The organism is Mesorhizobium sp. LSJC285A00, from assembly GCF_000503155.1.
Classification (GTDB): domain Bacteria; phylum Pseudomonadota; class Alphaproteobacteria; order Rhizobiales; family Rhizobiaceae; genus Mesorhizobium.
The window spans coordinates 60,030-85,271 of record NZ_AYVK01000012.1; the positions used below are offsets into that span (position 1 = coordinate 60,030).

The window sequence follows — 25,242 nt, forward strand, 5'->3', positions numbered from 1 at the left end:
CGCGGCGTCTCTCACCTTGGCTGCTGGCTACGATTTAAAGTTGATAGTGCTAGTTTAGAATAATTCTAAACTGTTGTTTCAATTGAATTTTCTAGGGTTCACCAGTTGACTTGCGGCCTCGCCATCGTTTTATGGAGGCTCGCGCGTCAGCGCATCCCTTTGATGTTTGGGCCTTGAACCCGTTCGATTGGAGGCATTTGGTGTCTTTCTCCCGTGAGCCGCAGAGCGGCGCGGCATCTGTGGTGTCCTACGGCATGCCTATGTCCCGGCACCGTTTGGCACGCGCGCCTTTTACCGAATCCCCTTTGGACTGGAGACTGATGATGACAGCGCGATATGGCGGCAGACTGGCTGCGATCGGTGCCACGGCTATGTTGACGGCGGCGGTTTTCATCCTGCCGGCCAAGGCGGCGGAGATCGATGCCAAGGCGGTCATCAAGACCTATTCCGACATCGCGCTGGCCAAGTACGAGGATTCGCTGACCACGGCGCAGGCGCTCGACAAGGCTGTCGACGCGCTGCTTGCCAACCCGTCGGCGGACACGCTGAATGCCGCCCGCGATGCCTGGAAGGCGTCGCGCGTGCCCTACCAGCAGACCGAGGTCTACCGCTTCGGCAACAAGATCGTCGACGACTGGGAAGGCAAGGTGAACTCCTGGCCGCTCGACGAAGGCCTGATCGACTACGTCGCCAAGAGCTACGGCACCGAGTCCGACGCCAACGCGCTCTACACCGCCAATGTCATCGCCAACAAGGACATCGAGATCGACGGCAAGAAGGTCGACGCCTCGAAGCTTTCGCCGGAGTTCCTCGCCGGCACGCTGCAGGAGGCCGGCGGCATCGAGGCCAATGTCGCCACCGGTTATCACGCCATCGAATTCCTGCTCTGGGGCCAGGATTTGCACGGCACCGGCCCGGGCGCCGGCGAGCGTCCGTACACCGACTATGACCTCAAGAACTGCACCGGCGGCAATTGCGATCGCCGGGCCGAGTATCTGAAGTCGGCCAGCGATCTTCTGGTCTCCGACCTGCAGGAGATGGTCGGCAACTGGAAGGAAGACGGCGCCGCCCGCAAGAACCTCGTCGATGGCCAGCCGAACACCGCTATCTCGGTGATCTTCACCGGCATGGGCTCGCTGTCCTACGGCGAACTGGCCGGGGAGCGCATGAAACTCGGCCTGCTGCTGCACGATCCCGAAGAGGAGCACGACTGCTTCTCGGATAATACCTACAACTCGCATCTCTATGACGCCATCGGCATCCGCGCCGCCTATCTCGCCAGCTACACGCGCATCGACGGCACCGTCGTTTCAGGCCCGTCGGTGCACGATATGGTCAAGGCGGCCGATCCGGCGATCGACAAGGAACTGTCCGACAAGCTCGATGTCTCGGTCGCCAAGATGGAGGCGATCAAGGCGCGGGAAGTGGCCGGCGAGGCCTACGACCAGCAGATCGCCGAGGGCAACACCGAAGGCAATGCTACCGTGCAGGCGGCAATCGACGCGCTGGTCGACCAGACCAAGTCGATCGAACGCGCCGTCGGCGCGCTGAAGCTGAACAACATAGCCTTCGAGGGGTCCGACAGCCTCGACGCACCGGACAAGGTGTTCAAGTAGCACCCCAACCAACTACCAGCCAAACGGCGCGGAGGGGCGCCGTCAGCCAGAGCCAATCCATGCTGATCTGCCATTGCAACATCATCACCGAAAAGGAGATTGAGCAGACGATCGTCGATCTGCTGGATCAGGACCCCTGGCAACTGATCGTGCCGGCGAAGGTCTATCACACGATGCAAAAGCGCGGTCGCTGTTGCGGCTGCTTCCCAAATGTGGTCGAAACGATCATTCGGGTCACCGAAAATTACCACACCCGTTCGGAGGCGAGCGGCGTGGACATCGTTTCACACCTGGATCGCGTCAGAGGCCTGCGCGTCCAATATGGGAGCAGAATCCATGAAAGGCGAACCGCAGATCATCGAGCGGCTTAACGAGGCTCTGTTCCTGGAGCTTGGCGCCGTCAATCAATACTGGGTGCATTTCCGCCTGCTCGAAGATTGGGGATATGCCAAGCTGGCAAAGAAGGAACGCGCCGAATCGATCGAGGAGATGCACCATGCCGACCGGCTGGTGGCCCGTATCATCTTCCTCGAAGGGCATCCCAATTTGCAGTCCGTGGCGCCGTTGCGCATCGGCCAGAACGTCAAGGAAGTGCTCGAATCCGATCTCGCCGGCGAATATGACGCACGCACCGCCTACAAGCGTTCGCGCGAGATCTGCAACGAAGCCGGCGACTACGTGACGATGAAGCTGTTCGAGGAATTGCTGGCGGATGAGGAAGGTCACATCGACTTCCTCGAGACGCAGCTCGACCTCCTTGCCTCGATCGGCGAGGAAAAATACGGCCAGCTCAACGCCGCATCGGCGGACGAGGCGGAATAGGACCATGCAGGAATGCGGCGCCCCATAGATATTCTGCGCCGCTTGCGGCGGGCCGCCGGCCCGCTGCTCCTCAAAAACCCGCGATATCAGGCCTTTCGCGGGCTTTCGGTTGTAACCCTGGCGGCAATTTTGGCCCCGGCCCTGGCCGGATCGTCGGAACCGGTCGGCCTCGCCACGAGCCGCACCGACCTGACGCCGAAGGACCAGGCCCGCGTCCTTGCCGTTACCAGGCCAACCCAGGATTTCTCCAAGCCCGAATCCTTCGAAACGATGCAAGGCGGCGCCGGCACGTCGCGCAAGCAGGTCGACCGCGACGCCTTCTCGCAACCCTCTGAAAACATTACCTTCGAGGAACAGGGCAATTTCAAGCTCGGCAATGCGCTTTTCCGCAAGAACTGGGTGTCGTCGCCATCCTCGACCCAGGCCTCGGACGGTCTCGGACCCCTGTTCAACGAGCGCGCCTGCCAGAATTGCCATTTGAAGGATGGCCGCGGCCGCCCGCCGGCCGCCGACAGCCGCACCACGTCGATGTTCCTGCGGCTAGCGCGCGATGCGAGCACGGCCGAGGAAAAGACCGAGATCGCCGCGCACAAGGTGCTGAACTTCCCCGATCCGGTCTACGGCGCGCAGTTGCAGGAACTGGCGGTGCCCGGCCTCAAGGGCGAAGGCCGCATGTATGTCGACTATCGCGAGGAAAAGGTCACGCTCGGCGACGGCAGCGTGGTTTGGCTGCGCAAGCCGAGCTATTCGGTCGACGGGCTTGGCTACGGCCCGCTAGACCCGCGCACCACGCTGTCGCCGCGCCTGACGCCGCCAATGATCGGCCTTGGCCTGATCGAGCAGATCGCGCCGGCCGACCTCCTTGCCCATGCCGATCCCGACGACCGCGACGGCATTTCCGGCAAGCCCAACATGGTGCGTGACCTCAGCAGTGGGCAACTGACGCTTGGCCGCTTCGGTTGGAAGGCCCAGACCGCGTCGATCCGCCAGCAGGCGGCGGACGCCTTTGCCGGCGACATCGGCATTTCGACGCCGGAAGAGCCCAGTCACTGGGGCGATTGCACCGCAGCCGAAGAGGCCTGTTTGGCCATGCCCAATGGCGTGCAGAAGCGGCTCGGCCCGGTCGAGGCGCCACCACCGGTGATGGACCTCGTCACCTTCTATTCGCAGAACCTTGGGGTGCCGGCGCGGCGCGATGTCGGCGCACCCGCCGTGCTCGCCGGCAAGAAGCTGTTCTACGAGATGGGCTGCATTGCCTGTCATACGCCGAAATTCGTCACCATGCGCGGGAACAAGGCGCAGGGGTTCCAACTGATCTGGCCCTATTCCGACTTTCTGCTGCACGACATGGGGCCTGGCCTTGCCGACGGCCAGGCGGTGGGCGATGCCACGGGCAGTGAATGGCGCACCCCGCCGCTATGGGGCATCGGCCTGACAAAGACCGTCAACGGCAACGCTTTCTTCCTGCATGACGGGCGTGCGCGCACGCTTACCGAAGCGATCCTGTGGCATGGTGGCGAGGGGCAGAAAGCGCGCGATCGCTTCGCCGCCGCCAATACGGCCGACCGCGATGCTCTCATCAAATTCCTGGAGTCATTCTGATGCTCAAGCGGGTTTTGCCTGTTCTACTCCTCCCATTGGCTCTGTTCGGTGCGTCCCCGGCATCGGCCTCGGTGAAAGCCTCCGACGTGATCCAAAGAGCGATCGACGGCTTTGTCCGCCCCGCCTATGCCAGCCTGCATGGCCATGCCGGCACCTTGGCGAAGGCCATGGACGCGCTCTGCCAGGCGCCGTCGCAGGGTAACCTCGATGCCGCGCATGCCGGATTCTCGGCCACGGTCGCAGCCTGGTCGTCGGCTGAAATCATCGGCTTCGGGCCAATCAAGGAGAACAACCGGCTGGAGCGCATGCTCTACTGGCCGGACCGAAAGAGCATCGGCCTGAAGCAGGTGCAGGCGGCGCTGGCCGGCAAGGATCCGACCGTCACCGATCCGGCGCAGCTGGCGGGCAAGAGTGTCGCGATGCAGGGATTAGGGGCGCTTGAGTTCGTGCTTTACGGCGACGGCGCCGAGACGCTCGTCGGCAAGGACGAGCCCTATCGCTGCGCCTATGGCGCGGCGATCGCCAAGAATATCGAGACCATGGCGGCCGATGTCGACGCCGCCTGGAAAAAACCGGACGGTTTTGCAGGCCTGTGGGCCAATCCCGGACCCGACAATGCGCTTTACCGCGACGGCACTGAAGCGGTGACCGAATTGGTCGGCGTGTTCATCAATGAACTCGAAATGGTGCGCGACGTGCGCCTCAAAGGTTTTCTCGGCGCCAAACCGCAGGGTGACAAGCCGAGGCAAGCGATCTACTGGCGCTCGCAAAACACCGGCCTTTCATTAGCCGGCAACCTCTCCGGCATTGATGCGCTGTTCCAGGCCTCGAAGCTCGGCGACGCGCTGCCCGAGGATAGCAGATGGATGGCGGAATCCATCCATATCCAGCTCATCAATGGCGTTGCCACTGCCAAATCCATCCAGGGTCGGATCGACAAGACGCTCGCCGATCCCGCGGAGCGCGGAAAACTCGAACATTTCGCGCTGATCACCTCCAGCCTGTCGGGCTTGATCGGCACCCGGCTAACCGCCGAGTTCGGCCTGACCGCCGGGTTTTCGTCACTGGACGGGGACTGACCAATGGTTGCGACACGCACGCCGCTGATGGACCGCCGCGATTTTCTCAGAGCTGCCGGCGCCGGCTTCGTCGCGTCAATGGCGCCGCGGGCCTGGGCGGACACGCTTGCCGCCGATGCCGTCTTTGCCACCGCCTTCGTCAAGCGCGACGGCAGCTTTGGCGCCGCTGTGTTGTCGGAAGCCGGAAAAGTATTGCATGCGATCGACCTGCCCGACCGTGGCCACGACGTCACCTTCGATCCGGTCTCGAAGCGCTCCGTGGTCTTCGCCCGGCAACCCGGCACCTTCGCCGTGGTCTTCGACCATGCCGGCCGCGAGCCGCCGCTGACCATCGCCAGCATCACCGGTCGGCATTTCTTCGGCCACGGTGTGTTTTCCACCGACGGCGCGCTGCTTTACGTCACCGAAAACAATTTCGACAATGCCGCCGGCGTCGTCGGGATCTACGACGCACGGGCCAAGTTCAGCCGCATCGGCGAGTTTCCGACCTATGGCATGGGGCCGCATGAGCTCTTGCTGCTCGGAGACGGCCGGACGATCGCCATCGCCAATGGCGGCATCGAGACCCATCCCGACTATGGCCGCGCCGAGCTCAACATCGCCACCATGAAGCCGTCCTATGTGCTGGTCGATCGCACAACCGGCGATCTCATCGAAAAGCACGAACTGCCGCCGGCTCTGCACCAGCTGTCGATTCGCCACATGGATGCCGACCCCACAGGCACCATCTGGTTCGGCTGCCAGTACCGCGGGCCGGGCACCGAGCGGCCACCGCTGGTCGGCCGCGCCACGCGCGGCAAGGGGCTGCAGCTGCTCGACATGCCGCAGGACGTGCTATCCGGCTTCCGGAATTACATCGGCTCGGTCGCCGCCAACCCGATTGCCGGCACGGTCGCGGTGTCTTCGCCGGAAGGCAATTCGCTGGCCGTCATCGACGCCGCCAGCGGCAAGATCGTCGCCACCAAGGCGCTGGTCGAGGTCTGCGGCCTGGCGCCCGACGGCCCGGGCTTCATGGCAACCACGGGTGCCGGCGAAATCATCGAAGGCAGCGGCGCGACGCGCTCCGAGCCCGACTATGTCTGGGACAACCACATGCTGCGCATCGCGCCGGCGGCGTAAGCCGTCCGGCCTGCACCGAAGCGAAGCCGCTTAACAATTTACGCGCTGGCTCTTGCGGCGGCGCGCCGTGGCGGGCAGAGGGAGACTGTTTTTCGAACCGGTCGCCCATGAAACTGCTCGCCATCGACTGTGCCGCCAATCTCTGCGCCGCTTGCGTCTATGACGCATCGGGCGGCAGAGAACTTGGCCGCTCGGTACTCGATCTCGGCAAAGGCCATGCCGAACACCTGATGGCTGTCATTGACGAAGCGCTGAAAGCGGACGGCACCGATTATGCCGGCCTTGGCGCCGTTGCGGTTTCCATCGGTCCGGGTTCCTTCACCGGCCTGCGGGTGGGCGTCTCGGCGGCGCGCGGCCTGGCGCTGGCGCTGAAGATCCCGGCGATCGGGGTAACGACACTGGAGGCGCTGGCGGCCGAGGCGAGGGCGGCATTTCCCGGCCGCCCGGTCCTGGCCGCTCTCGATGCCGGCCGCGAGGAAATCCATGCCGCGCTTTACGATGCGGAAGCGATTTTGCGCTATGGTCCGGCGGTGACCACACTTGCGCAAGCCGCGGGAATGGCGGCGGACAATCGTCCGGTGCTTGCCGGCACGGCCGCCGTGCAGATCGCAGCCGCGGCCGGTCGCGATTTCGATATCGGCCCGACGGCTGCCACCGCCGACATTGCCGTCTACGCCCGGCTCGCCGCTGCAAAAGGCGAGGGCGACAAGCCGAAGCCACTCTATCTGCGCGGCGCCGATGCCAAGGCGCAGGCCGGGTTCATCCTGTTGAGGCAGGAAAAGTGATGCGCATCCCTTTCCTCCAGCCGCGCCGCAGGGACTATGCGCTCGAGCCGCTGACCATCGCCGACAGCCCGGCAGCGTCGGTGCTGCACCGCGAGGATTTCGTCCGGCCCTGGACCGATGGCGAGTTCGCCGCGTTGCTCGAACAGGAAACCGTGTTCGGCTATGCCGCGCGCGAAATCGGCCAGGGCGCCAAGCCGCCGGTCGGCTTCGTGCTGGCCAGGCTTGCAGCCGGCGAGGGCGAGATTCTGACCGTGGCGGTGGCGCGCTCGCATCGCCGCCAGGGGCTCGGCTGGCAATTGATGGACGCCGTACTGCGCGAATTGCATGCGCAGCGCGCCGAGGCGCTGTTCCTTGAGGTCGACGAGACCAATGTCGCTGCCATCGCCCTCTACCGGCGGCTGGGCTTCCGCCAGGTCGGGCACCGCGCCAATTATTACCGCTCGACCGAACATGGTCCTACCGGCGCGCTTGTCATGCGCCGCGATCTTCGCTAGCCAAAGTTTTGGGGCAGGGCCAAGCTGCATGATCGGAAAAATCAGGATTTTCCTGGCGCTGAGCCTCGTTGTCATCGGTTCGCTGGTCCTTGTGCCTTTGCAGCTGCTGTCGATGAAGACTGGAATCTGGCGCGAGACGGTCATTCTGAAGGCCTGGCACAGCCTCATCGTCCGGACGCTCGGCCTGCGCATCCATGTCAAAGGTGCGCTGTCCAGCCAGCGCCCGCTGCTGGTCGCCTCGAACCATATCTCCTGGACCGACATCATGGTGCTGGGCTCCTTTGCCGATGTGACCTTCATCGCTCGGGCGGACATGGAGGGATGGCCGCTGATCGGCTGGCTGTCGAAATTGCAGCGTACGGTCTTCATCGAACGCGAGCGCAAGCGGACAGCTGGCGACCAGGCCAGCGAGATCGCCAGCCGCATGGCCAAGGGCGACGCCATGGTGCTGTTTGCCGAGGGCTCTACCGGCGACGGCAACACCATCCTGCCGTTCAAGAGCACCTTGTTCGGCGCCGCCTCGATGGCGATTTCGGAAGGCGCGGCCGAGCAGGTCTTCATCCAGCCGCTGGCGATTGCCTACACGCGGGTGCACGGCGTGCCTCTCGGCCGCCGCCACCGGCCGCTCGCTGCCTGGATCGGCGATCAGGACCTGATGCCGCATCTCAAGGTGCTGATGGCCGAAGGCGCCATTGACGTCGAGGTGCATTTCGGCGAGCCCATCGCCTTTTCCAAGGGCTCGAACCGCAAGGAAACGTCGAGGATGATGGAAAGCAAGGTGCGCGCCATGATGCAGGCCGCGCTCGCCGATCCCCGACCGAGCCGCTAGCGCAGGCCGAGCGCCTACAGGCCGATGCCCGAGAATCGTCTGTTTTTTGTCACGGAAAGGCGTTAGAAGCCGCCGGATGGATTTGAACACGATAGAGCGGAACGAAACCGACAGCGCCTCGCAAAGCGCTGCTGCGGCGTCCGCCCCGGCCAAAAAGGTCTTCGTCAAGACCTATGGCTGCCAGATGAATGTCTATGACTCACAGCGCATGACCGATGCGCTGGCCGCCGACGGCTACACCGCGACCGATGTCATCGCCGACGCCGACCTGGTGCTGCTCAACACCTGCCATATCAGGGAGAAGGCGGCGGAAAAGGTCTATTCTGAGCTCGGCCGCATCCGCGACATGAAGGCTGAACGCGCAGCAGTTGGGCGCGAAATGCTGATCGGCGTCGCCGGTTGCGTCGCGCAGGCCGAAGGCCCGGAAATCATCCGCCGTTCGCCTGCTGTCGATCTGGTCATCGGCCCGCAGACCTATCACCGGCTGCCCGATGTGCTGGCCCGGGTGCGTGGCGGCGAGAAGATCGTCGAGACCGAATACGCCATCGAGGACAAGTTCGAGCATCTGCCGCAGCCGAAGCGTGCCGAAATGATCAAGCGCGGCGTCACCGCCTTCCTCACGGTACAGGAAGGCTGCGACAAATTCTGCACCTTCTGCGTCGTGCCCTATACCAGGGGCTCGGAAGTGTCGCGGCCGGTGGCGCAGATCGTCGCCGAAGCCGAGCGGCTGGCCGATGCCGGTGTGCGCGAGGTGACGCTGCTGGGGCAGAACGTCAATGCATGGCACGGCAAGGGTGAGGATGGCATGGAATGGGGGCTTGGTCGCCTGCTGTTCCGGCTGGCCGAAATTCCTGGCCTGGCGCGGCTGCGCTACACCACCAGCCATCCGCGCGACATGGACGACGAATTGATCGCTGCCCATCGCGATCTCCCGGCTTTGATGCCTTATCTGCACCTGCCGGTGCAATCCGGGTCAGACCGCATCCTCAAGGCGATGAACCGCAGGCACACGGCCAAGGACTATCTGGCGCTGCTCGAGCGCATCCGCGCTGCACGCGGCGACATCGCGCTGTCCGGTGACTTCATCGTCGGCTTCCCCGGTGAAACCGAGGCGGATTTCGAGGCCACGATGGGTCTGGTGCGCCAGGTGAACTACGCCTCGGCCTTCTCGTTCAAATATTCGCCGCGTCCCGGCACGCCGGGCGCCGATATGCCCGATCACGTGCCGGAAGCGGTCAAGGATGAACGCTTGCAACAGCTGCAGGCATTGTTGCTCAAGCAGCAGCAGGATTTCGGCCTGGGCCTGGTCGGCAGCACCATCGACACGCTGATCGAGAAGCCCGGCCGTCAGGCCGGCCAGAAGGTCGGCCGCTCGCCTTGGCTGCAGCCGGTTATTGTTGATGAAAAGGCCGGCGAAATCGGTGACATTATCCGGGTGCGAATCACGAAGACGGGCTACAATAGCCTGTTCGCCGAGTTGGCTTGATGGCCTCGGCAGATGAGGAGAGACGGTTGAGCGCTGCTGAAGTGAAGACTCTGCCCCAGAACCAGACATCCGGGGCCTCTGACATGGCGCACATCGTTCTGACTTTCGACAACAACAAGCTTGCCAGCGCCCTGTACGGCCAGTTCGACGAGAACCTGGCCCGGCTCGAGCAGAAGCTCGGCGTCGACATCCGCTCGCGCGGCAACCAGTTGACCATCAAGGGCTCGGCCTCGGCGGCCGAACAGGCGCGCCGCGCACTCGACAATCTCTACGGCATTCTCCAGAAGGGCACCGACATTGGCCAGTCCGACGTCGATGGCGCCGTGCGCATGGCCATTGCCGCCGACGACCAGCTGACGCTGCCGACGCTGGAACGCAAGGGCAAGGTTTCGGCCGCCCAGATCTCCACCCGCAAGAAGACGATCTATGCCCGTTCGCTCAACCAGGACGCCTATATGCGGGCGCTGGAGCGTTCGGAACTTGTCTTCGGCATTGGCCCCGCCGGCACCGGCAAGACCTATCTGGCGGTGGCGCATGCGGCGATGCTGCTCGAACGCGGCATGGTCGAGCGCATCATCCTGTCACGGCCGGCGGTCGAGGCCGGCGAGCGGCTGGGTTTTCTGCCCGGCGATATGAAGGAAAAGGTCGATCCGTATCTGCGGCCGCTCTATGACGCGCTTTACGACATGATGCCGGCCGACAAGGTCGAGCGCGCCATTGCCGCCGAGGTCATCGAGATCGCGCCGCTGGCCTTCATGCGCGGCCGCACGCTGGCGCATGCCGCCGTCATCCTCGACGAGGCGCAGAACACCACGCCGATGCAGATGAAGATGTTTTTGACCCGCCTCGGCGAGAATTCGCGCATGATCGTCACCGGCGATCCGACGCAGATCGATCTGCCTCCAAGCACCAAGTCGGGCCTCGTCGAAGCCTTGCGTGTCCTTGACGGCGTGGCGGGCGCGGTAACCGTGCGCTTCAACGATGTCGACGTTGTGCGCCACCCGCTGGTGGCCGAAATCGTCAGGGCCTATGACCGCGACGCCAAGCTGGCGCGCGGCCTCGGCGCCGAGAGCTGATGTGACGATGCGGGCTCATGCCTGAAGACATAAGACCTGGCGGCGGGGATAGTTCGGTTCCCGTCGAGATCGATATGTCGGTCGAGGCCGGCGACTGGCCCGATGAGGCGGCGCTGACGCGTCTGGTCGATCGCGCCGTGTCGGCTGCCTTTGCCGAAACCGCTGCTGCCGGTCCTTCCGAACTCAGCATCGTCTTTTCCGACGATGCCCATATCCGTACCCTCAATGCCGGCTGGCGCGGCAAGGACAAGGCGACCAACGTCTTGTCTTTCCCTGTTTTTCCGTTCCCCAGGGGTGGCAAGCTGCCGCCCATGCTGGGTGACATCGTGCTGGCCGCCGAGACGGTGGCGCGCGAAGCAGCCCTGGAAGACAAGCCCTTCGAGAACCATATCACCCATCTCGTCATCCACGGCCTGCTGCATTTGCTGGGCTACGATCACGAGACCGATGCAGAGGCCGATGAGATGGAAGCCATCGAGCGCTCAGCGCTCGCAAGGCTTGCCATTCCCGATCCCTACACGTAATGACAAAAGACCAATTGACCGGACGACGATGAACGACAAACCAGAAACTGCCGCCCGCCCCGAGGCTGGCAGTGCGACAAAGCCTTCCGATACGACGGAAGAGGGATCGAGTCCGAGTCCCAGTTCCGGCAGCCCCGCTTCTGGTGGCATTGCCAGCGAGCCATCGCCTGCCGGTCCGTCCCTGTTCGACCGCGTCTTGGGCCTTTTCAGGCAGCGGAACGGCACCAGCCTGCGCGAGGAAATCGCCGGCGCGCTTGCCGAAACGACCAGCGATGCCGGGTCTTTCTCGCCCGGCGAACGCGCCATGCTCAACAACATATTGCGCCTGCGCGAGGTACGCGTCGAGGACGTCATGGTGCCGCGCGCCGATATTGAGGCCGTCGAGATCACCACGACGTTGGGCGATCTGCTCGGTCTGTTCGAGCAGTCCGGCCATTCCCGCATGCCGGTCTATTCCGAGACGCTCGACGATCCGCGCGGCATGGTTCACATCCGCGACGTGCTGGCCCACATCACCAAGGTCGCCCGGGTCAAGAAGGGCAGAACATCCAGGAAGACGCCGGCAACGACGCTTCTCGACCTCGCCCAGGTCGATCTCGGCCGCACCATCGGCGACCTCAATCTGATCCGCCCGGTGCTTTTCGTGCCGCCCTCGATGCTTGCCTCCGACCTGATGGGCCATATGCAGACGACGCGAACCCAGATGGCGCTGGTCATCGACGAATATGGCGGCACCGATGGTCTCGCCTCGCTGGAAGACATCGTCGAGATGGTCGTCGGCGATATCGAGGACGAGCATGACGAGGACGAGCCGCTGATCACCCAGACCGGCGAGGGCGTGTTCGTCGTCGACGGCAAGGCCGAGATCGACGAGGTCGCCAAGATGATCGGCGAGGACTTTACCGCCGGTGAGCATGGTGAATATGTCGACACGATCGGCGGCATGATCTTCAACACGCTGGGCCGCGTGCCCGCGCGTGGTGAGGTTGTGCAAGCCATCCCCGGCTTCGAATTCCACGTGCTCGACGCCGATCCGCGCCGCGTCAAGCGGGTGCGCATCGTCCAGAACCAGAAGGGCGAGCGTCGCCGCCGCGTGACCGCCCCCCGCACCGAGCAGGCCTAGGACAGAACGTCGCCCGGCCGATGACGATCGACGATCCCTTCAAGCACTCAACCTTTGGCTCGGGTGTGTTCTACAAGGACCCGCGAGCCGCATTGAAATGGCTCGAAACGGCCTTCGGCTTCGAGCCGAGCATGGTGGTCAGCGACGCCGACGGACGGCTGGTCCATGCCGAAATGCGTTTTGGCGACGGCTACATCATCGTCGATTCCGAATGGGCCGATCATATTGCCAGTCCGGTAAGCGTCGGCGGCAAGAACACTCAGTCGGTCTGTGTGCATCTGAAAGACGGCCTGGACGTGCATTGTGAGCGGGCAATGGCGGCTGGAGCCCAAATCGTCGAGGAGCCTGCCGCCCATTTCTACGGCGAACGGCAGTATCGGGCGCGCGACCCCGAAGGCCATGTCTGGACCTTCACCCAGACCGTGCGCACCGTGCCGCGCGAGGAGGCCGAGCACCTGAGCGGGCTCACCATCGAGGGATGGCACCGATAGCGCAGCGATCGGCCGGTTCGCGTTTCAATAAATCTGATAAATCTTGGCTCCTGATTCGCGCGACTTGGGAAGTCTGTATGGAGCGCCTTGCCGGCCGGATAATTCTGCTTTGGGGCTGGCGACGCGCGCTGGTGGCGTTTCTTGCCGGGGCGCTGGCGGTGCTCGCCCAGGCGCCTTACGATTTCTTCGCCGTCTGTTTCGTCTCGTTTCCACTGCTGGTCTGGCTGCTCGACGGCGCCACCGGCGAGGCTTCCGACGGCTGGCTCAGGCGCCTGCGGCCGACTTTTGCCATCGGCTGGTGGTTCGGTTTCGGCTATTTCCTCGCCGGCCTGTGGTGGATCGGCGAGGCGCTTCTGGTCGAGGCCGACAGTTTCGCCTGGGCCTTACCCTTCGCGGTCGTCGGCATTCCTTTGGCGCTGGCATTTTTCTACGGCTTCGCCGCCGTCGTCGCGCGGCTGTTATGGACCAACGATATTGGCCGCGTTGCCGCCCTTGCCTTTGCTTTTGGCCTGACGGAATGGCTGCGCGGCTTCCTGTTCACCGGCTTTCCCTGGAATGCCGTCGGCTATGCGGCGATGCCCGTGCCGCTGTTGATGCAAAGCGTGTCGGTGACCGGCATGGTCGGCATGAACGCGCTGGCGGTCTTTGTCTTCGCCATGCCGGCCTTGCTTGCAGCACGCCGGCATGTCCGTCTCGGTGTGGTCCTGCTTGCCATTCTCGTCGCCGCCCATGCTGGCTTCGGCTATTTCAGGCTCGCGACCCCCGACAAGCCGACAACCCGCACTCTCGATGTCCGTATCGTGCAACCGGATGTCGACCTCAGCGAAAAATGGGACGCCTCGGTGCGCGACCGCATCTTCGCCACGATGATGGGCCTGTCGGCCGCAGCGCCCGATCCCGGCCATAACAAACCGCAGTTGATCCTGTGGCCGGAGACCTCGGTACCCTTCCTGTTCACCGAGCGTCCGGACGCGCTGACCGCGGTCGGCGACATGCTGCAGCCTGGTCAGATGCTGATTGCCGGCGTCGTGCGCGAGGAGCGCGGATCCGGGGCGGATGCCGACAGCCGCTACTACAATTCGGTGGTGGCGATCGATGACAAGGGCGAAATCGCTGATGCCGTCGACAAGGTCCATCTGGTCCCGTTCGGCGAGTATCTGCCGTTTTCCGGTCTGCTCAGCCGCTTCGGCATCGGACAGCTCGTCGCCGGGCCGATGAATTTCGCCGCCGGCAACGAGCGCCATCCGATCGCTTTGCCCGGCGGCATCAGCGCCTTGCCGTTTATTTGCTACGAGGTGATCTTTCCTGATCTTGTGGCTGTTGACGCAACGTCATCCCAGCTTATTGTGAACGTCACCAACGACGCATGGTTCGGCGACACGCCTGGGCCGTACCAGCATTTCAGGCAGGCTCAGATTCGCGCGGTGGAAAACGGATTGCCGCTGTTGCGCGCCGCCAACAACGGCATTTCCGCCGTTGTCGATACGCGGGGACGCATCGTCGACGCATTGGCGGTCGATGCACGTGGCGCCATCGACGTGCGGGTGCCGATCTCCGGCCAAGCCTTCATCTCCGCCGCGGGGCGGCGCATTAACGGAATGCTGATCATGTTGGTGTTTGCCGCAATCGCCCTCAGCTTGAACGTAAGGCAACGGCTACGGGTGAATTGACAGTCGACACATTAGAAACTCATACTGTTACCGCCTAATTTTCTCGAAGTCGGTTGGTGTTTCTGTTGGGGCAGTTGGCTCCGGCTTCGTTTGGGCGAGAAAAATAGAAAAGGCCGGAAAAATTCGGCGAGGAAAAAATGACAGAAGAAAACAAGAAGAAACCGAATCCGATCGACATCCATGTCGGAAGTCGCGTCCGCCTTCGGCGCAATATGCTTGGAATGAGCCAGGAAAAGCTTGGTGAAAATCTCGGTATTACGTTTCAGCAGATCCAAAAATATGAAAAAGGAACGAACCGCGTCGGCGCCAGCCGTCTGCAGGCAATAGCCTCGATACTCAGCGTGCCTGTCGCCTTCTTTTTCGAGGATGCGCCAGGGCAGGAGCCGGTGGGTAATAGAGGATTTGCCGAGGACACTTCGATGGCTTTCGCCGTCGAATTCTGCGGCAGTCCGGAAGGGCTTCAGCTCAACCGCGCGTTCGTCAAGATCGCGGATGTGAAGGTGCGCCGCCGGATTATCGACCTTGTGAAGTCCCTTTCTGCCGAAGATGCCGAGTGATTCGGTGGGTCGATTGACCCATTGGCCCCAGTAATCCCCCGGGCCCGAGTAGCCCAGAGGCTCGACTGCCGGCGGCGCCAAGCCGCCGGTGGTACAAGATATATTGCTGCGGCACTCATGCCAGAACCGCGGCACCGCTTGACGAGCGGCGCCCGGCACCGTTAACACGTGGCGCGCCAAAATCGGCAGCCCTGCCGATCGTTTTTTCAAGAGGGGACACCCGTGACGCGGCAGAACTACTTCTTCACCTCGGAATCCGTGGCCGAGGGTCATCCCGATAAAGTCTGTGACCGCATCTCGGACGAGATCGTCGATCTGGTCTATCGCGAGGCCAAGAAGACCGGCATGGACCCGTGGAAAGTCCGCGTCGCCTGCGAGACGCTCGCAACCACCAACCGCGTCGTCATCGCCGGCGAAGTAAGGGTTCCCGATACTCTGCTGAAGCGGGACAAAGCCGGCAACATCCTCAAGGACGCCGCCGGGCATTCGGTCGTCAACCCGGCCAAGTTCAAGTCGGTCGCCCGCAAGGCGATCCGCGAAATCGGCTACGAGCAGGCCGGCTTCCACTGGAAGACGGCAAAGATCGAGGTTCTGCTGCACGGCCAGTCGCCCGACATCGGCCAGGGAGTCGACAACGCCGCCGACCGCCAGGGCGAAGAGGGTGCCGGCGACCAGGGCATCATGTTCGGCTATGCCTGCCGCGAGACCCCGGACCTGATGCCGGCGCCGATCTATTACAGCCACAAGATTCTCGAACTGCTCGCCGCTGCCCGTCACGAAAACAACGGCGAAGCCGGCAAGCTCGGACCCGACGCCAAGAGCCAGGTCACCGTTCGCTATGTCGATGGCAAAGCCGCCGAAGCGACGCAGATCGTGCTGTCGACGCAGCATCTCGACGCGACCTGGGATTCCAAGAAGGTCCGCAAGGTCGTTGAGCCTTACATCCGTGAGGCGCTCGGCGACCTCAAGATCGCCGACGATTGCATGTGGTACATCAACCCGACGGGCAAGTTCGTCATCGGTGGACCGGACGGCGACGCCGGCCTGACCGGCCGCAAGATCATCGTCGACACCTACGGTGGTGCTGCCCCGCACGGCGGCGGCGCCTTCTCCGGCAAGGACACCACCAAGGTCGACCGCTCCGCCGCCTATGCGGCGCGCTATCTCGCCAAAAATGTAGTGGCGGCCAAGCTCGCCGACCGCTGCACCATCCAGCTGTCCTACGCCATCGGCGTTGCCCAGCCGCTGTCGGTCTATGTCGACCTGCACGGCACCGGCAAGGTCGACGAGGCCAAGCTCGAGGAAGCGCTGCGCACGGTGATGGATTTGTCGCCATCCGGCATCCGCAGGCATCTCGACCTCAACAAGCCGATCTACGCAAAGACCTCGTCCTACGGCCATTTCGGCCGCAAGGCCGGCCGAGACGGGTCCTTCTCCTGGGAAAAGACCGATCTGGCCAAGGCGCTCAAGGACGCGATCGCTGCTTAGGCATGATTCCAAAAAGTGGTACCGGTTTTTTGGAAAAGATCATGCTCCAACAAAGGATTAGATTGAGAATGAGATTTCAGCCAAATCTCATCTCAATCTAAGCGCGGCGCGCGACCAGGCCATGGATCCACAGGACAGGCGGAGCCGCGCGACCGAAGGGTTCTTCGGCCGCCGGCACGGCAAGACCATTCGCCCGCAGCAGGCCGCGGCGCTGGAAAGCGGTCTTGGAGCGTATGGCCTCGACCTCTCCGTCCAGGCACCGGCAGAATTGCGCGCGCTATTCTCAGCGGATGTTTCAACGGTTCGGCTGGAAATCGGCTTCGGCGGCGGTGAGCATCTGCTGCACCGTGCCACGGAGGCACCGGCGACCGGCTTCATCGGTGTCGAGCCGTTCGTCAACGGCATGGCCAAGTTGATGATGGCGGTGCGGGAAAAGCCGCTTGCCAATCTTCGCGTTTATGACGACGACGCCACGCGCCTGCTCGATTGGTTGCCGCAGGCGTCGCTCGACGGCATCGATCTGCTCTACCCCGATCCCTGGCCGAAGAAAAAGCATTGGAAGCGGCGCTTTGTCAGCCCGCTCAACCTCGATCGGTTCGCGCGCGTGCTGAAGCCGGGCGGAAAATTCCGCTTCGCATCCGACATCGACACCTATGTGAACTGGACCTTGTTGCACTGTCGGGCGCATGGCGCGCTCCTCTGGCAGGTGCAAGATGGGGCCGACTGGCATCGGCCCTATGAAGGCTGGCCGGGCACACGCTACGAGGCAAAAGCCATTCGCGAGGGCCGACGGCCGGCCTATCTCACCTTCATCAGAAAATAGTTCGATGCGGGAAAGTGTCCCGCATCGACAGCCGGTCTGGTTCAGAAACGGCCGATCTTGCCGAAAGCGGTCGGGTCCATGCCGAGCCGGCGCAGATCGTTGGCGCGCGGCTTGCGGCCGGCTTCGACGGCCCGCGAGGCGGCAACGGCGCTGCCGAACAGGGCAAAGGCGTCGCCTATGGCGGAAAACACGGTACGGTTGCTCATTGTCTTGACCTTTCGCGCGCCACCGCGCGCTCATCTTTGATTTGTGCAGTGCAACATAGATAGGGATGTGAAATCCGGGATCACAGGGCCGTTACCGCATAGCCGGCATGCGCCGCGCGCAATCCTGCCAGCCGTCCCCGGCTGCACTCTGCCCGGCCCGTCAACAGACTTGAAACACCGGCCGGGATCGTTTATATCAGCCTCAAATTCTTGGTCGGTATGACGAAGAGTGGGTCCACCCGGTCCCGCTCTTTTTTATTACCTGCCGGTCAGCCATCAGCAAAGAGATGGTTCGGGACGACGATCATCCTGATCCAGAGAACGACAGGAACCGCATGACTGCAACGGCAAGCGAAGCCGACGACCGCATCATCCGCGAAAGCGGTATCGATGCGCGCATCGCGCTGATCGTTCAGCCGGTGTTGCGAGGCATTGGCTTCCGTCTCGTGCGGGTGCATCTGTCGGGCCAGAACGGCCTGACGCTGCAGATCATGGCCGAACGCGAAGACGGCACCATGACCGTCGAGGATTGCGAAGAGGTCAGCCGCGCTGTGTCGCCGGCGCTCGACGTCGATGACCCGATCGAAAAGGCCTATCATCTCGAAGTGTCGTCGCCGGGCATCGACCGGCCGCTGGTACGCAAGTCGGATTTCGTCACCTGGACCGGCCATCTTGTGAAGATGGAAACCTCGGTGCCGGTCGCCGACCGCAAGCGCTTCAAGGGCAAGATCGCCGAAGCCGGCGAAGACGACATGCTGCTCGAGCGCGACAAGGCCGCCTACGGCGAAGAGCCGACGGTTCGCATTCCTTATGACGCGATCGCCGATGTGCGGCTGATCCTCACCGACGACCTTATTCGCGATGCCCTTTCGAAGGACAACCGGGAACGCAAGGAAGCCAAGAAACGCCGCGGCGAAGCTGATGATGCACCCGAAGGTGCTGAAGGCGGCGCGGAAGACGAAATCGAACAGGAACTATGATGAGCGGCCGGGCCTAAAAGCTCGGCAACAAGCTCGGGAGAAATAAGATGGTTGTAAGCGCCAACAGACTTGAACTGCTGCAGATCGCCGACGCGGTGGCGCGTGAAAAGTCGATCGACAAGTCGATCGTCATTGCCGCCATGGCTGATGCGATCCAGAAGGCCGCGCGCTCGCGCTACGGCCAGGAAACCAACATCCGCGCCGACATCAACGCCAACACCGGCGAGATGAAGCTGCAGCGGCTGATGGAAGTGGTCGAGAAGGTCGACGACTACGCCACCCAGATCGCCATTTCCTCGGCCCGCGAGCGCAATCCGGACGCCCAGCTTGGCGACTTCATCGCCGAACAGCTGCCGCCAATGGATTTCGGCCGCATCGCCGCCCAGTCGGCCAAGCAGGTCATCGTGCAGAAAGTGCGCGAGGCCGAGCGCGACCGCCAGTATGACGAATACAAGGACCGCATCGGCGAGATCGTCAACGGCACCGTCAAGCGCGTCGAATATGGCAACGTCATCGTCGATCTCGGCCGTGGCGAGGCCATTATCCGCCGCGACGAGCTGATCCCGCGTGAAAACTACAAGTACGGCGACCGCGTCCGCGCCTATGTCTACGACGTGCGCCGCGAACAGCGCGGCCCGCAGATATTCCTGTCGCGCACCCATCCGCAGTTCATGGCCAAGCTCTTCACCATGGAAGTGCCGGAAATCTATGACGGCATCATCGAGATCAAGTCGGTCGCCCGCGACCCAGGCTCGCGCGCCAAGATCGCCGTCATTTCGCGTGACTCGTCGATCGATCCGGTCGGCGCCTGCGTCGGTATGCGCGGCAGCCGCGTCCAGGCCGTGGTCGGCGAATTGCAGGGCGAAAAGATCGACATCATTCCGTGGTCGCCTTCGGCCGCCTCCTTCATCGTCAACGCGCTGCAGCCGGCGGAAGTCGCCAAGGTCGTGCTCGACGAGGATGCCGAGCGCATCGAAGTGGTGGTTCCCGACGACCAGCTGTCGCTGGCCATCGGCCGTCGCGGCCAGAACGTGCGTCTTGCCTCGCAGCTCACCGGCTGGGACATCGACATCCTGACCGAGGCCGAGGAGTCCGAGCGCCGCCAGAAGGAATTCGTCGAACGCTCGTCGCTGTTCATGGAAGCCCTCGATGTCGACGAGATGGTCGGCCAGGTTTTGGCCTCCGAAGGCTTCACCAGCGTCGAGGAAGTTGCCTATGTCGATTCGGGCGAGATCGCCTCGATCGACGGTTTCGACGAAGACACCGCTTCGGAAATCCAGACCCGCGCCCGCGAATATCTGGAGAAGATCGAAGCCGAGCATGACGACAAGCGCAAGGCGCTGGGCGTCACCGACGAACTGCGCGAGATCCCTGGCGTCACCACCGCCATGATGGTGACGCTCGGCGAGGATGGCGTGAAGACGATCGAGGATTTCGCCGGCTATGCCGCCGACGACCTGACCGGCTGGAAGGAACGCAAGGACGGCGAGACCAAGGTATTCCCGGGTGTGCTCGCCAATCACGGCGTGTCGCGCGCCGACGCCGAGCAGATGGTTCTGGCAGCCCGCCTCAAGGCCGGCTGGATCACCGAAGACGAGCTTGCAGCCGAACAGGTCCCGGCTGACGAAGCCGTTGGTGCGTGAGGTGAAACCGCATCGCACACAACCCGCCCCAGGACGAGATGAACGATCGCACCTGCATCGTCACGCGCAAGCAAGCCGAGCCGGATGAGCTGATCCGTTTCGTCGTCGGCCCGGATTCGGCCGTCGTTCCTGACCTAAAGAGAAATCTGCCCGGCCGTGGTTGTTGGGTGAGCGCCGACCGCCTACATATCGACAAGGCGGCGGCGAAGAACCTGTTTGCCCGCGCCTTCAAGGCGCAGGTCGTCGTGCCGCCCGATCTCGGCGGCATGGTCGACGGACTGCTTGCACGATCCGCTTTGGGTATGCTCGGCCTTGCCCGCAAGGCTGGCTCGATCGCACTCGGCGCAACCAAGGTCGAGAGCGCGGTGCGCTCGGGGTTGGCGCTTTTCGTGCTCCACGCGACCGAGGCATCCGACGATGGCGTGCGCAAGATCAGTCAGGCGCGGCGGGCAACTGTCCACCTCGGCGGGCCGGCAGTCCTTGCCTACAAACTTTTCTCCGAGGCCGAGTTGAGCTTGGCATTGGGGGGTACAAATGTGATACATGCTGCCGTTCTCGCGGGAGACGCGGGCAAGGCGGTTGAGAGGCGCATGGTTGCGCTCGACCGATATCGGGGCGGAACCCCCGACGATCTGGCAATGCTTGCGGCCGTTGCTGACGAAGATGATGCTGCAGAGGATATGGAATGAGCGATACGAAATCGGGCGACGATAAGACGTTGAGTGTTACACCGAAGAAGACCTTGACGCTGAAGCGCCCCGGTACCGAGCAGAGCGTCGTGCGACAGAATTTCTCGCATGGCCGCACCAAGCAGGTCCAGGTCGAGATCAAGAAGCGCAAATTCTCCATGCCCGGCGACAAGCCGGAGCCGGTGGCTGCACCCGTATTTACGCCCAAGCCCGCGGTAGTGGCAGCCCCCGTCGTGCAGGAAGCGCCCAAGGCGCCGCCTCCGCCGCCCCCGGCCGAACGCGGCGGCATGGTGCTGAACGAACTGTCGCGCAATGAAATGGAAGCGCGCCGCAGGGCGCTCGAAGGCTCCAAGGTTCGCGACGTCGAGGACCGCCAACGCGCCATCGAAGAGGCCAAGCGCCGCAACGAGGATGAGGAACGCCGCAAGCGCGAGCGCGAGGAATCCGCGCGCCGTCAGGCCGAGGAAGAAGCCCGCCTGCAGACCGAGGCCGAGTCCCGCCGCCGCGCCGAGGAAGAAGCGCGCCGCCGCGCGCCGCAGGCTGCCGAGCTTGTGGCGTCGGACGATGAGGAAGAGGTCAAGCCGAAGCGCACCGCCGCCGGTGCCCCGGTACGCCGTCCGGTTACGCCCGAAGTGGCGCGCCCGGCCAAGCCGACCAAGGCCGAGGAAGACCGTCGTCGCGGCAAGCTGACCCTCAACACGGCTCTTTCCGACGAGGACGCGCGCGCCCGCTCGCTGTCGTCGATGCGTCGCCGCCAGGAAAAATTCAAGCGCGCGATGCATAATGAGCCGCGCGAGAAGGTTATGCGCGAAGTGATCCTGCCTGAAACCATCACCATCCAGGAACTGGCGCAGCGCATGTCCGAGCGCGCTGTCGATGTGGTCAAGTACTTCATGAAGCAGGGCCAGATCCTGAAGCCGGGCGACATCATCGACGCCGACACGGCCGAGCTGGTCGCCACAGAATTCGGCCACACGGTCCGCCGCGTCGCCGAGTCCGACATCGAGGAAGGCCTGTTCAACATTGCCGACAATGCCGAGGACCTGGTGTCGCGGCCGCCTGTCGTGACCATCATGGGCCATGTCGACCACGGCAAGACCTCGCTGCTCGACGCCATCCGCAATGCCAATGTCGTCTCCGGCGAAGCCGGCGGCATCACCCAGCATATCGGCGCCTACCAGGTCGAGAAGAACGGTCAGAAGATCACCTTCATCGACACGCCCGGTCACGCCGCCTTCACGGCGATGCGCGCCCGCGGCGCTCAGGCGACCGACATCGCCATCCTGGTGGTGGCGGCCGACGACAGCGTCATGCCGCAGACCATCGAATCGATCAGCCATGCCAAGGCGGCCGGCGTTCCGATCATCGTGGCGATCAACAAGATCGACAAGCATGATGCCGATCCGCAGAAGGTTCGGTCGGAACTGCTGCGCCATGAGGTGTTCGTCGAATCGATGGGCGGTGAAGTGCTGGACGTCGAAGTGTCGGCGACCAAGGGCACCAACCTCGACAAGCTGTTGGAAGCGATCCTGCTGCAGGCCGAAATCCTCGACCTCAAGGCCAATCCGGACCGTACCGCCGAAGGCGTGGTCATCGAAGCCCAGCTCGACAAGGGCCGTGGCCCCGTCGCCACCGTACTGGTGCAGACCGGCACTTTGATGCCGGGCGACATCCTCGTCGCCGGCAACGAATGGGGCCGGGTGCGCGCGCTGGTCAATGACCGTGGCGAGCAGATCAAGGAGGCTCCGCCGGCAATGCCGGTCGAGGTGCTTGGCCTGCAGGGCACGCCGCAAGCCGGCGACCGCTTCGCTGTCGTCAACAACGAGGCCCGCGCCCGTGAGATCACCGAATATCGCCAGCGTCTGGCGCGCGAGAAGGCAGTGGCTCGCCATGCCGGCCAGCGCGGCTCGCTCGAACAGATGATGTCGCAGCTGCAGACGAGCGGGTTGAAGGAATTCCCGCTGGTCATCAAGGGCGACGTGCAGGGTTCGATCGAGGCGATCAACGCCGCTCTCGACAAGCTTGGCACCGACGAGGTGCGTGCGCGCATCGTTCATGCCGGCGCCGGCGCCATCACCGAAAGCGACGTGTCGCTGGCGGAGACCTCGGGGGCCGCGATCATCGGCTTCAACGTCCGTGCCAACGTGCAGGCACGTGCGGCCGCGGCGGCCGCGGGCATCGAAATCCGCTACTACTCGATCATCTACAACCTCGTCGACGATGTGAAGGCAGCACTTTCCGGCCTGCTGTCGCCGGAACGCCGCGAGACCTTCATCGGTAATGCCGAGATCCTCGAGATCTTTGACATCACCAAGGTCGGCAAGATCGCCGGCTGCCGTGTCACCGAAGGCAAGGTCGAACGTGGAGCGGGCGTGCGCCTGATCCGCGACAACGTCGTCATCCACGAAGGTACGCTGAAGACCCTCAAGCGCTTCAAGGATGAAGTCGCGGAAGTTCCGGGCGGCCAGGAGTGCGGCATGGCCTTCCAGAACTACGAGGACATGCGCGTCGGCGACATCATCGAGTGCTTCCGCGTCGAGATGGTGACCCGGACGCTCTGAGTTCGTATACTGTCGATACGACCGGGCGGTGGTCGAAAGACCGCCGCCCTAACTTTAATGCCTGTCGCCCAAAAGTGCGGGATAAACGACATGCATTGAACAAATATGAGACATGGCGGCACGGTCCCATCCCGCGCCTCACGCTTTCCGGATTGAGAAAAATGCCCCGTCCAACCGCCTCCAGCCCATCCCAGCGCATGCTTCGCGTCGCCGAACAGGTGCGCCATGCGCTGTCGGAAACCTTGCAGCGCGGCGAGATTATCGACCCGCTGATCGAGAACACCGTGGTTTCGGTCTCGGAAGTGCGCATGTCGACTGATCTGAGGGTCGCAACGGCCTTCGTTTCGCCGCTCGGCGCCAAGGACACGGGTGCGGTCATCGACGCGCTCAACAAGCATGCGAAGTTCGTCCGTGGCCGCGTCTCCGGCGCGCTCCGCCAGATGAAGTTCATGCCGGAGTTCCGCTTCAAGCTCGATACGTCCTTCGACAATTTCGCCAGGATCAACGATTTGCTGAAATCGCCCGAAGTCGCGCGAGACTTGGGTGCCGATGGCGAAGACAACGACAAGGACGAGAAATAGTGGGGCGCCGCGGCAAGAAGAAGGGACGGCCGATCTCCGGCTGGGTGGTGCTGGACAAGCCGGTTGGCATGGGTTCGACCGAAGCCGTCTCCAAGATCAAATGGCTTTTCCAGGCCGAAAAGGCCGGCCATGCCGGCACGCTCGACCCGCTGGCCTCTGGCATGCTGCCGATCGCGCTGGGCGAGGCAACCAAGACCGTGCCTTATGTGCAGGACGGCGCCAAAATCTACCGGTTCACCGTCGCTTGGGGCGAGGAGCGTTCGACCGACGATCTCGAAGGCCCGGTGACGCAAAGTTCCGACCGCCGTCCGGCGGAAGAAGATGTCAGGGCGCTGCTGCCGAACTACACCGGCGTCATCATGCAGACACCGCCGCAATTCTCGGCCATCAAGATATCAGGCGAACGCGCCTACGATCTCGCCCGTGGGGGCGAGACAGTCGACATCCCCGCGCGCGAGATCGAGATCGGCCGTCTGGACATCGTCGAGCACGCTGCCGACCACACCTTGTTCGAGGTCGAATGCGGCAAAGGCACGTATGTGCGCTCGCTGGCCCGCGACATGGGCCGCGACCTCGGCTGCTTCGGTCATATCGCCGAATTGCGCCGGGTCGAGGTCGAGCCGTTCACCCATGAGGATTTCGTCACCCTCGCCGAACTGGAAGTCGCCCGTTTCGGCGAACAGCGCGAAGCTGACGGAGAGGGCGACGCCGATGTTGCCGATGCGCCGATCGACTTCGGCGCCATCGATGCGCTGCTTGTCGACACGGCTGCCGCGCTCGACTGCCTGCCCCAGATCGCCATCAGCGACGAAGCGGCGACCAAGATCCGCCTTGGCAATCCCGTCATCATCCGCGGCCGCGACGCGCCCGTGGAAGCCGAGGAAGCCTGCGCCACCGCGCGCGGCAAGCTTGTCGCCATCGGCGCCATCGAGCAAGGCATGTTCAAGCCGAAGCGGGTCTTTGTCGGCTGACCACTCTCGTCTAGTCTTACGTCGACG

At 63.4% G+C, this 25,242-nt stretch carries 25 protein-coding genes; 24 read left to right on the forward strand and 1 reads right to left on the reverse strand.

The annotated features are described in order from the left end of the window. Positions 1 to 323: 323 nt before the first annotated feature. The 18 genes from X726_RS156715 to X726_RS156630 all read left to right on the forward strand — a co-directional run bounded on the left by X726_RS156715 (position 324) and on the right by X726_RS156630 (position 17,584). A complete protein-coding gene (locus tag X726_RS156715; RefSeq protein ID WP_023669535.1) occupies positions 324 to 1,616 on the forward strand; it encodes an imelysin family protein in 1,293 nt (430 codons plus the stop codon). A 59-nt stretch (positions 1,617 to 1,675) separates the two neighbouring features. Next, positions 1,676 to 1,987: a (2Fe-2S)-binding protein gene (locus tag X726_RS156710; protein ID WP_023669536.1), complete on the forward strand. Its 312-nt coding sequence runs from the start codon at positions 1,676 to 1,678 to the stop codon at positions 1,985 to 1,987. Then, positions 1,953 to 2,438 (forward strand): bacterioferritin, encoded by a 486-nt coding sequence (bfr, locus tag X726_RS156705; protein WP_023669537.1) that lies wholly within the window; start codon positions 1,953 to 1,955, stop codon positions 2,436 to 2,438. The genes X726_RS156710 and bfr overlap by 35 nt, the downstream gene beginning before the upstream one ends. Before the next feature lie 12 nt (positions 2,439 to 2,450). Beyond that, on the forward strand, positions 2,451 to 4,040 hold the full coding sequence (locus X726_RS156700) for a di-heme oxidoredictase family protein (RefSeq protein ID WP_023669538.1): 1,590 nt from the start codon (positions 2,451 to 2,453) through the stop codon (positions 4,038 to 4,040). Further along, a complete protein-coding gene (locus X726_RS156695) occupies positions 4,040 to 5,119 on the forward strand; it encodes an imelysin family protein (protein ID WP_023669539.1) in 1,080 nt (359 codons plus the stop codon). Before X726_RS156700 ends, X726_RS156695 begins: the two co-directional genes overlap by 1 nt. A 3-nt stretch (positions 5,120 to 5,122) precedes the next feature. Beyond that, complete coding sequence (locus X726_RS156690) at positions 5,123 to 6,238, forward strand: DUF1513 domain-containing protein (RefSeq protein WP_023669540.1); 1,116 nt, start codon at positions 5,123 to 5,125, stop codon at positions 6,236 to 6,238. Between the two features lie 107 nt (positions 6,239 to 6,345). Then, positions 6,346 to 7,023 (forward strand): tRNA (adenosine(37)-N6)-threonylcarbamoyltransferase complex dimerization subunit type 1 TsaB, encoded by a 678-nt coding sequence (tsaB, locus tag X726_RS156685; protein ID WP_023669541.1) that lies wholly within the window; start codon positions 6,346 to 6,348, stop codon positions 7,021 to 7,023. Continuing rightward, positions 7,023 to 7,517 (forward strand): ribosomal protein S18-alanine N-acetyltransferase, encoded by a 495-nt coding sequence (gene rimI / locus X726_RS156680; protein ID WP_023669542.1) that lies wholly within the window; start codon positions 7,023 to 7,025, stop codon positions 7,515 to 7,517. Before tsaB ends, rimI begins: the two co-directional genes overlap by 1 nt. A 28-nt stretch (positions 7,518 to 7,545) precedes the next feature. Next, positions 7,546 to 8,346: a 1-acyl-sn-glycerol-3-phosphate acyltransferase gene (locus X726_RS156675; RefSeq protein WP_023669543.1), complete on the forward strand. Its 801-nt coding sequence runs from the start codon at positions 7,546 to 7,548 to the stop codon at positions 8,344 to 8,346. A 76-nt stretch (positions 8,347 to 8,422) separates the two neighbouring features. After that, complete coding sequence (miaB, locus tag X726_RS156670; protein ID WP_023669544.1) at positions 8,423 to 9,832, forward strand: tRNA (N6-isopentenyl adenosine(37)-C2)-methylthiotransferase MiaB; 1,410 nt, start codon at positions 8,423 to 8,425, stop codon at positions 9,830 to 9,832. Then, positions 9,832 to 10,908, forward strand: a complete 1,077-nt coding sequence (locus X726_RS156665; RefSeq protein WP_196813585.1) for a PhoH family protein — start codon at positions 9,832 to 9,834, stop codon at positions 10,906 to 10,908. Before miaB ends, X726_RS156665 begins: the two co-directional genes overlap by 1 nt. A 17-nt stretch (positions 10,909 to 10,925) precedes the next feature. Then, positions 10,926 to 11,432, forward strand: a complete 507-nt coding sequence (gene ybeY / locus X726_RS156660; RefSeq protein ID WP_023669546.1) for an rRNA maturation RNase YbeY — start codon at positions 10,926 to 10,928, stop codon at positions 11,430 to 11,432. Positions 11,433 to 11,460: 28 nt separating this feature from the next. After that, on the forward strand, positions 11,461 to 12,555 hold the full coding sequence (locus X726_RS156655) for a hemolysin family protein (RefSeq protein ID WP_023669547.1): 1,095 nt from the start codon (positions 11,461 to 11,463) through the stop codon (positions 12,553 to 12,555). Between the two features lie 20 nt (positions 12,556 to 12,575). Then, positions 12,576 to 13,046, forward strand: a complete 471-nt coding sequence (locus X726_RS156650) for a VOC family protein (protein ID WP_023669548.1) — start codon at positions 12,576 to 12,578, stop codon at positions 13,044 to 13,046. A 77-nt stretch (positions 13,047 to 13,123) separates the two neighbouring features. Next, on the forward strand, positions 13,124 to 14,716 hold the full coding sequence (gene lnt, locus X726_RS156645) for an apolipoprotein N-acyltransferase (RefSeq protein ID WP_023669549.1): 1,593 nt from the start codon (positions 13,124 to 13,126) through the stop codon (positions 14,714 to 14,716). A 137-nt stretch (positions 14,717 to 14,853) separates the two neighbouring features. Next, entirely contained in the window at positions 14,854 to 15,273 is a 420-nt protein-coding gene (locus X726_RS156640) for a helix-turn-helix domain-containing protein (protein WP_023669550.1), read from the forward strand. Positions 15,274 to 15,495: 222 nt separating this feature from the next. Further along, the gene (gene metK / locus X726_RS156635; protein ID WP_023669551.1) at positions 15,496 to 16,761 is read left to right on the forward strand and encodes a methionine adenosyltransferase; all 1,266 of its coding nucleotides are present in this window, start codon (positions 15,496 to 15,498) and stop codon (positions 16,759 to 16,761) included. 121 nt (positions 16,762 to 16,882) lie between these two features. After that, complete coding sequence (locus X726_RS156630; RefSeq protein ID WP_023669552.1) at positions 16,883 to 17,584, forward strand: tRNA (guanosine(46)-N(7))-methyltransferase TrmB; 702 nt, start codon at positions 16,883 to 16,885, stop codon at positions 17,582 to 17,584. 41 nt (positions 17,585 to 17,625) lie between these two features. Here X726_RS156630 and X726_RS1000000168840 read toward each other — a convergent pair whose 3' ends face one another. Then, positions 17,626 to 17,790 carry a hypothetical protein gene (locus tag X726_RS1000000168840; protein WP_023669553.1) on the reverse strand — a complete coding sequence of 55 codons (165 nt, stop codon included), beginning with the start codon at positions 17,788 to 17,790 and terminating at the stop codon, positions 17,626 to 17,628. A 335-nt stretch (positions 17,791 to 18,125) separates the two neighbouring features. Between X726_RS1000000168840 and rimP the strand changes: the two genes are divergently transcribed. The 6 genes from rimP (at position 18,126) to truB (ending at position 25,215) form a co-directional block, all read left to right on the forward strand. Beyond that, a complete protein-coding gene (gene rimP / locus X726_RS156625; protein WP_023669554.1) occupies positions 18,126 to 18,770 on the forward strand; it encodes a ribosome maturation factor RimP in 645 nt (214 codons plus the stop codon). 47 nt (positions 18,771 to 18,817) lie between these two features. After that, positions 18,818 to 20,413, forward strand: a complete 1,596-nt coding sequence (nusA, locus tag X726_RS156620; protein ID WP_023669555.1) for a transcription termination factor NusA — start codon at positions 18,818 to 18,820, stop codon at positions 20,411 to 20,413. A 38-nt stretch (positions 20,414 to 20,451) separates the two neighbouring features. Then, positions 20,452 to 21,102, forward strand: coding sequence for an RNA-binding protein (locus tag X726_RS156615; RefSeq protein WP_023669556.1), 651 nt, complete (start codon positions 20,452 to 20,454; stop codon positions 21,100 to 21,102). Then, positions 21,099 to 23,663: a translation initiation factor IF-2 gene (gene infB / locus X726_RS156610; protein ID WP_023669557.1), complete on the forward strand. Its 2,565-nt coding sequence runs from the start codon at positions 21,099 to 21,101 to the stop codon at positions 23,661 to 23,663. Before X726_RS156615 ends, infB begins: the two co-directional genes overlap by 4 nt. 161 nt (positions 23,664 to 23,824) lie before the next feature. Continuing rightward, positions 23,825 to 24,244: a 30S ribosome-binding factor RbfA gene (gene rbfA, locus X726_RS156605; RefSeq protein WP_023669558.1), complete on the forward strand. Its 420-nt coding sequence runs from the start codon at positions 23,825 to 23,827 to the stop codon at positions 24,242 to 24,244. Continuing rightward, a complete protein-coding gene (truB, locus tag X726_RS156600) occupies positions 24,244 to 25,215 on the forward strand; it encodes a tRNA pseudouridine(55) synthase TruB (RefSeq protein ID WP_023669559.1) in 972 nt (323 codons plus the stop codon). Before rbfA ends, truB begins: the two co-directional genes overlap by 1 nt. Positions 25,216 to 25,242 lie beyond the last annotated feature (27 nt).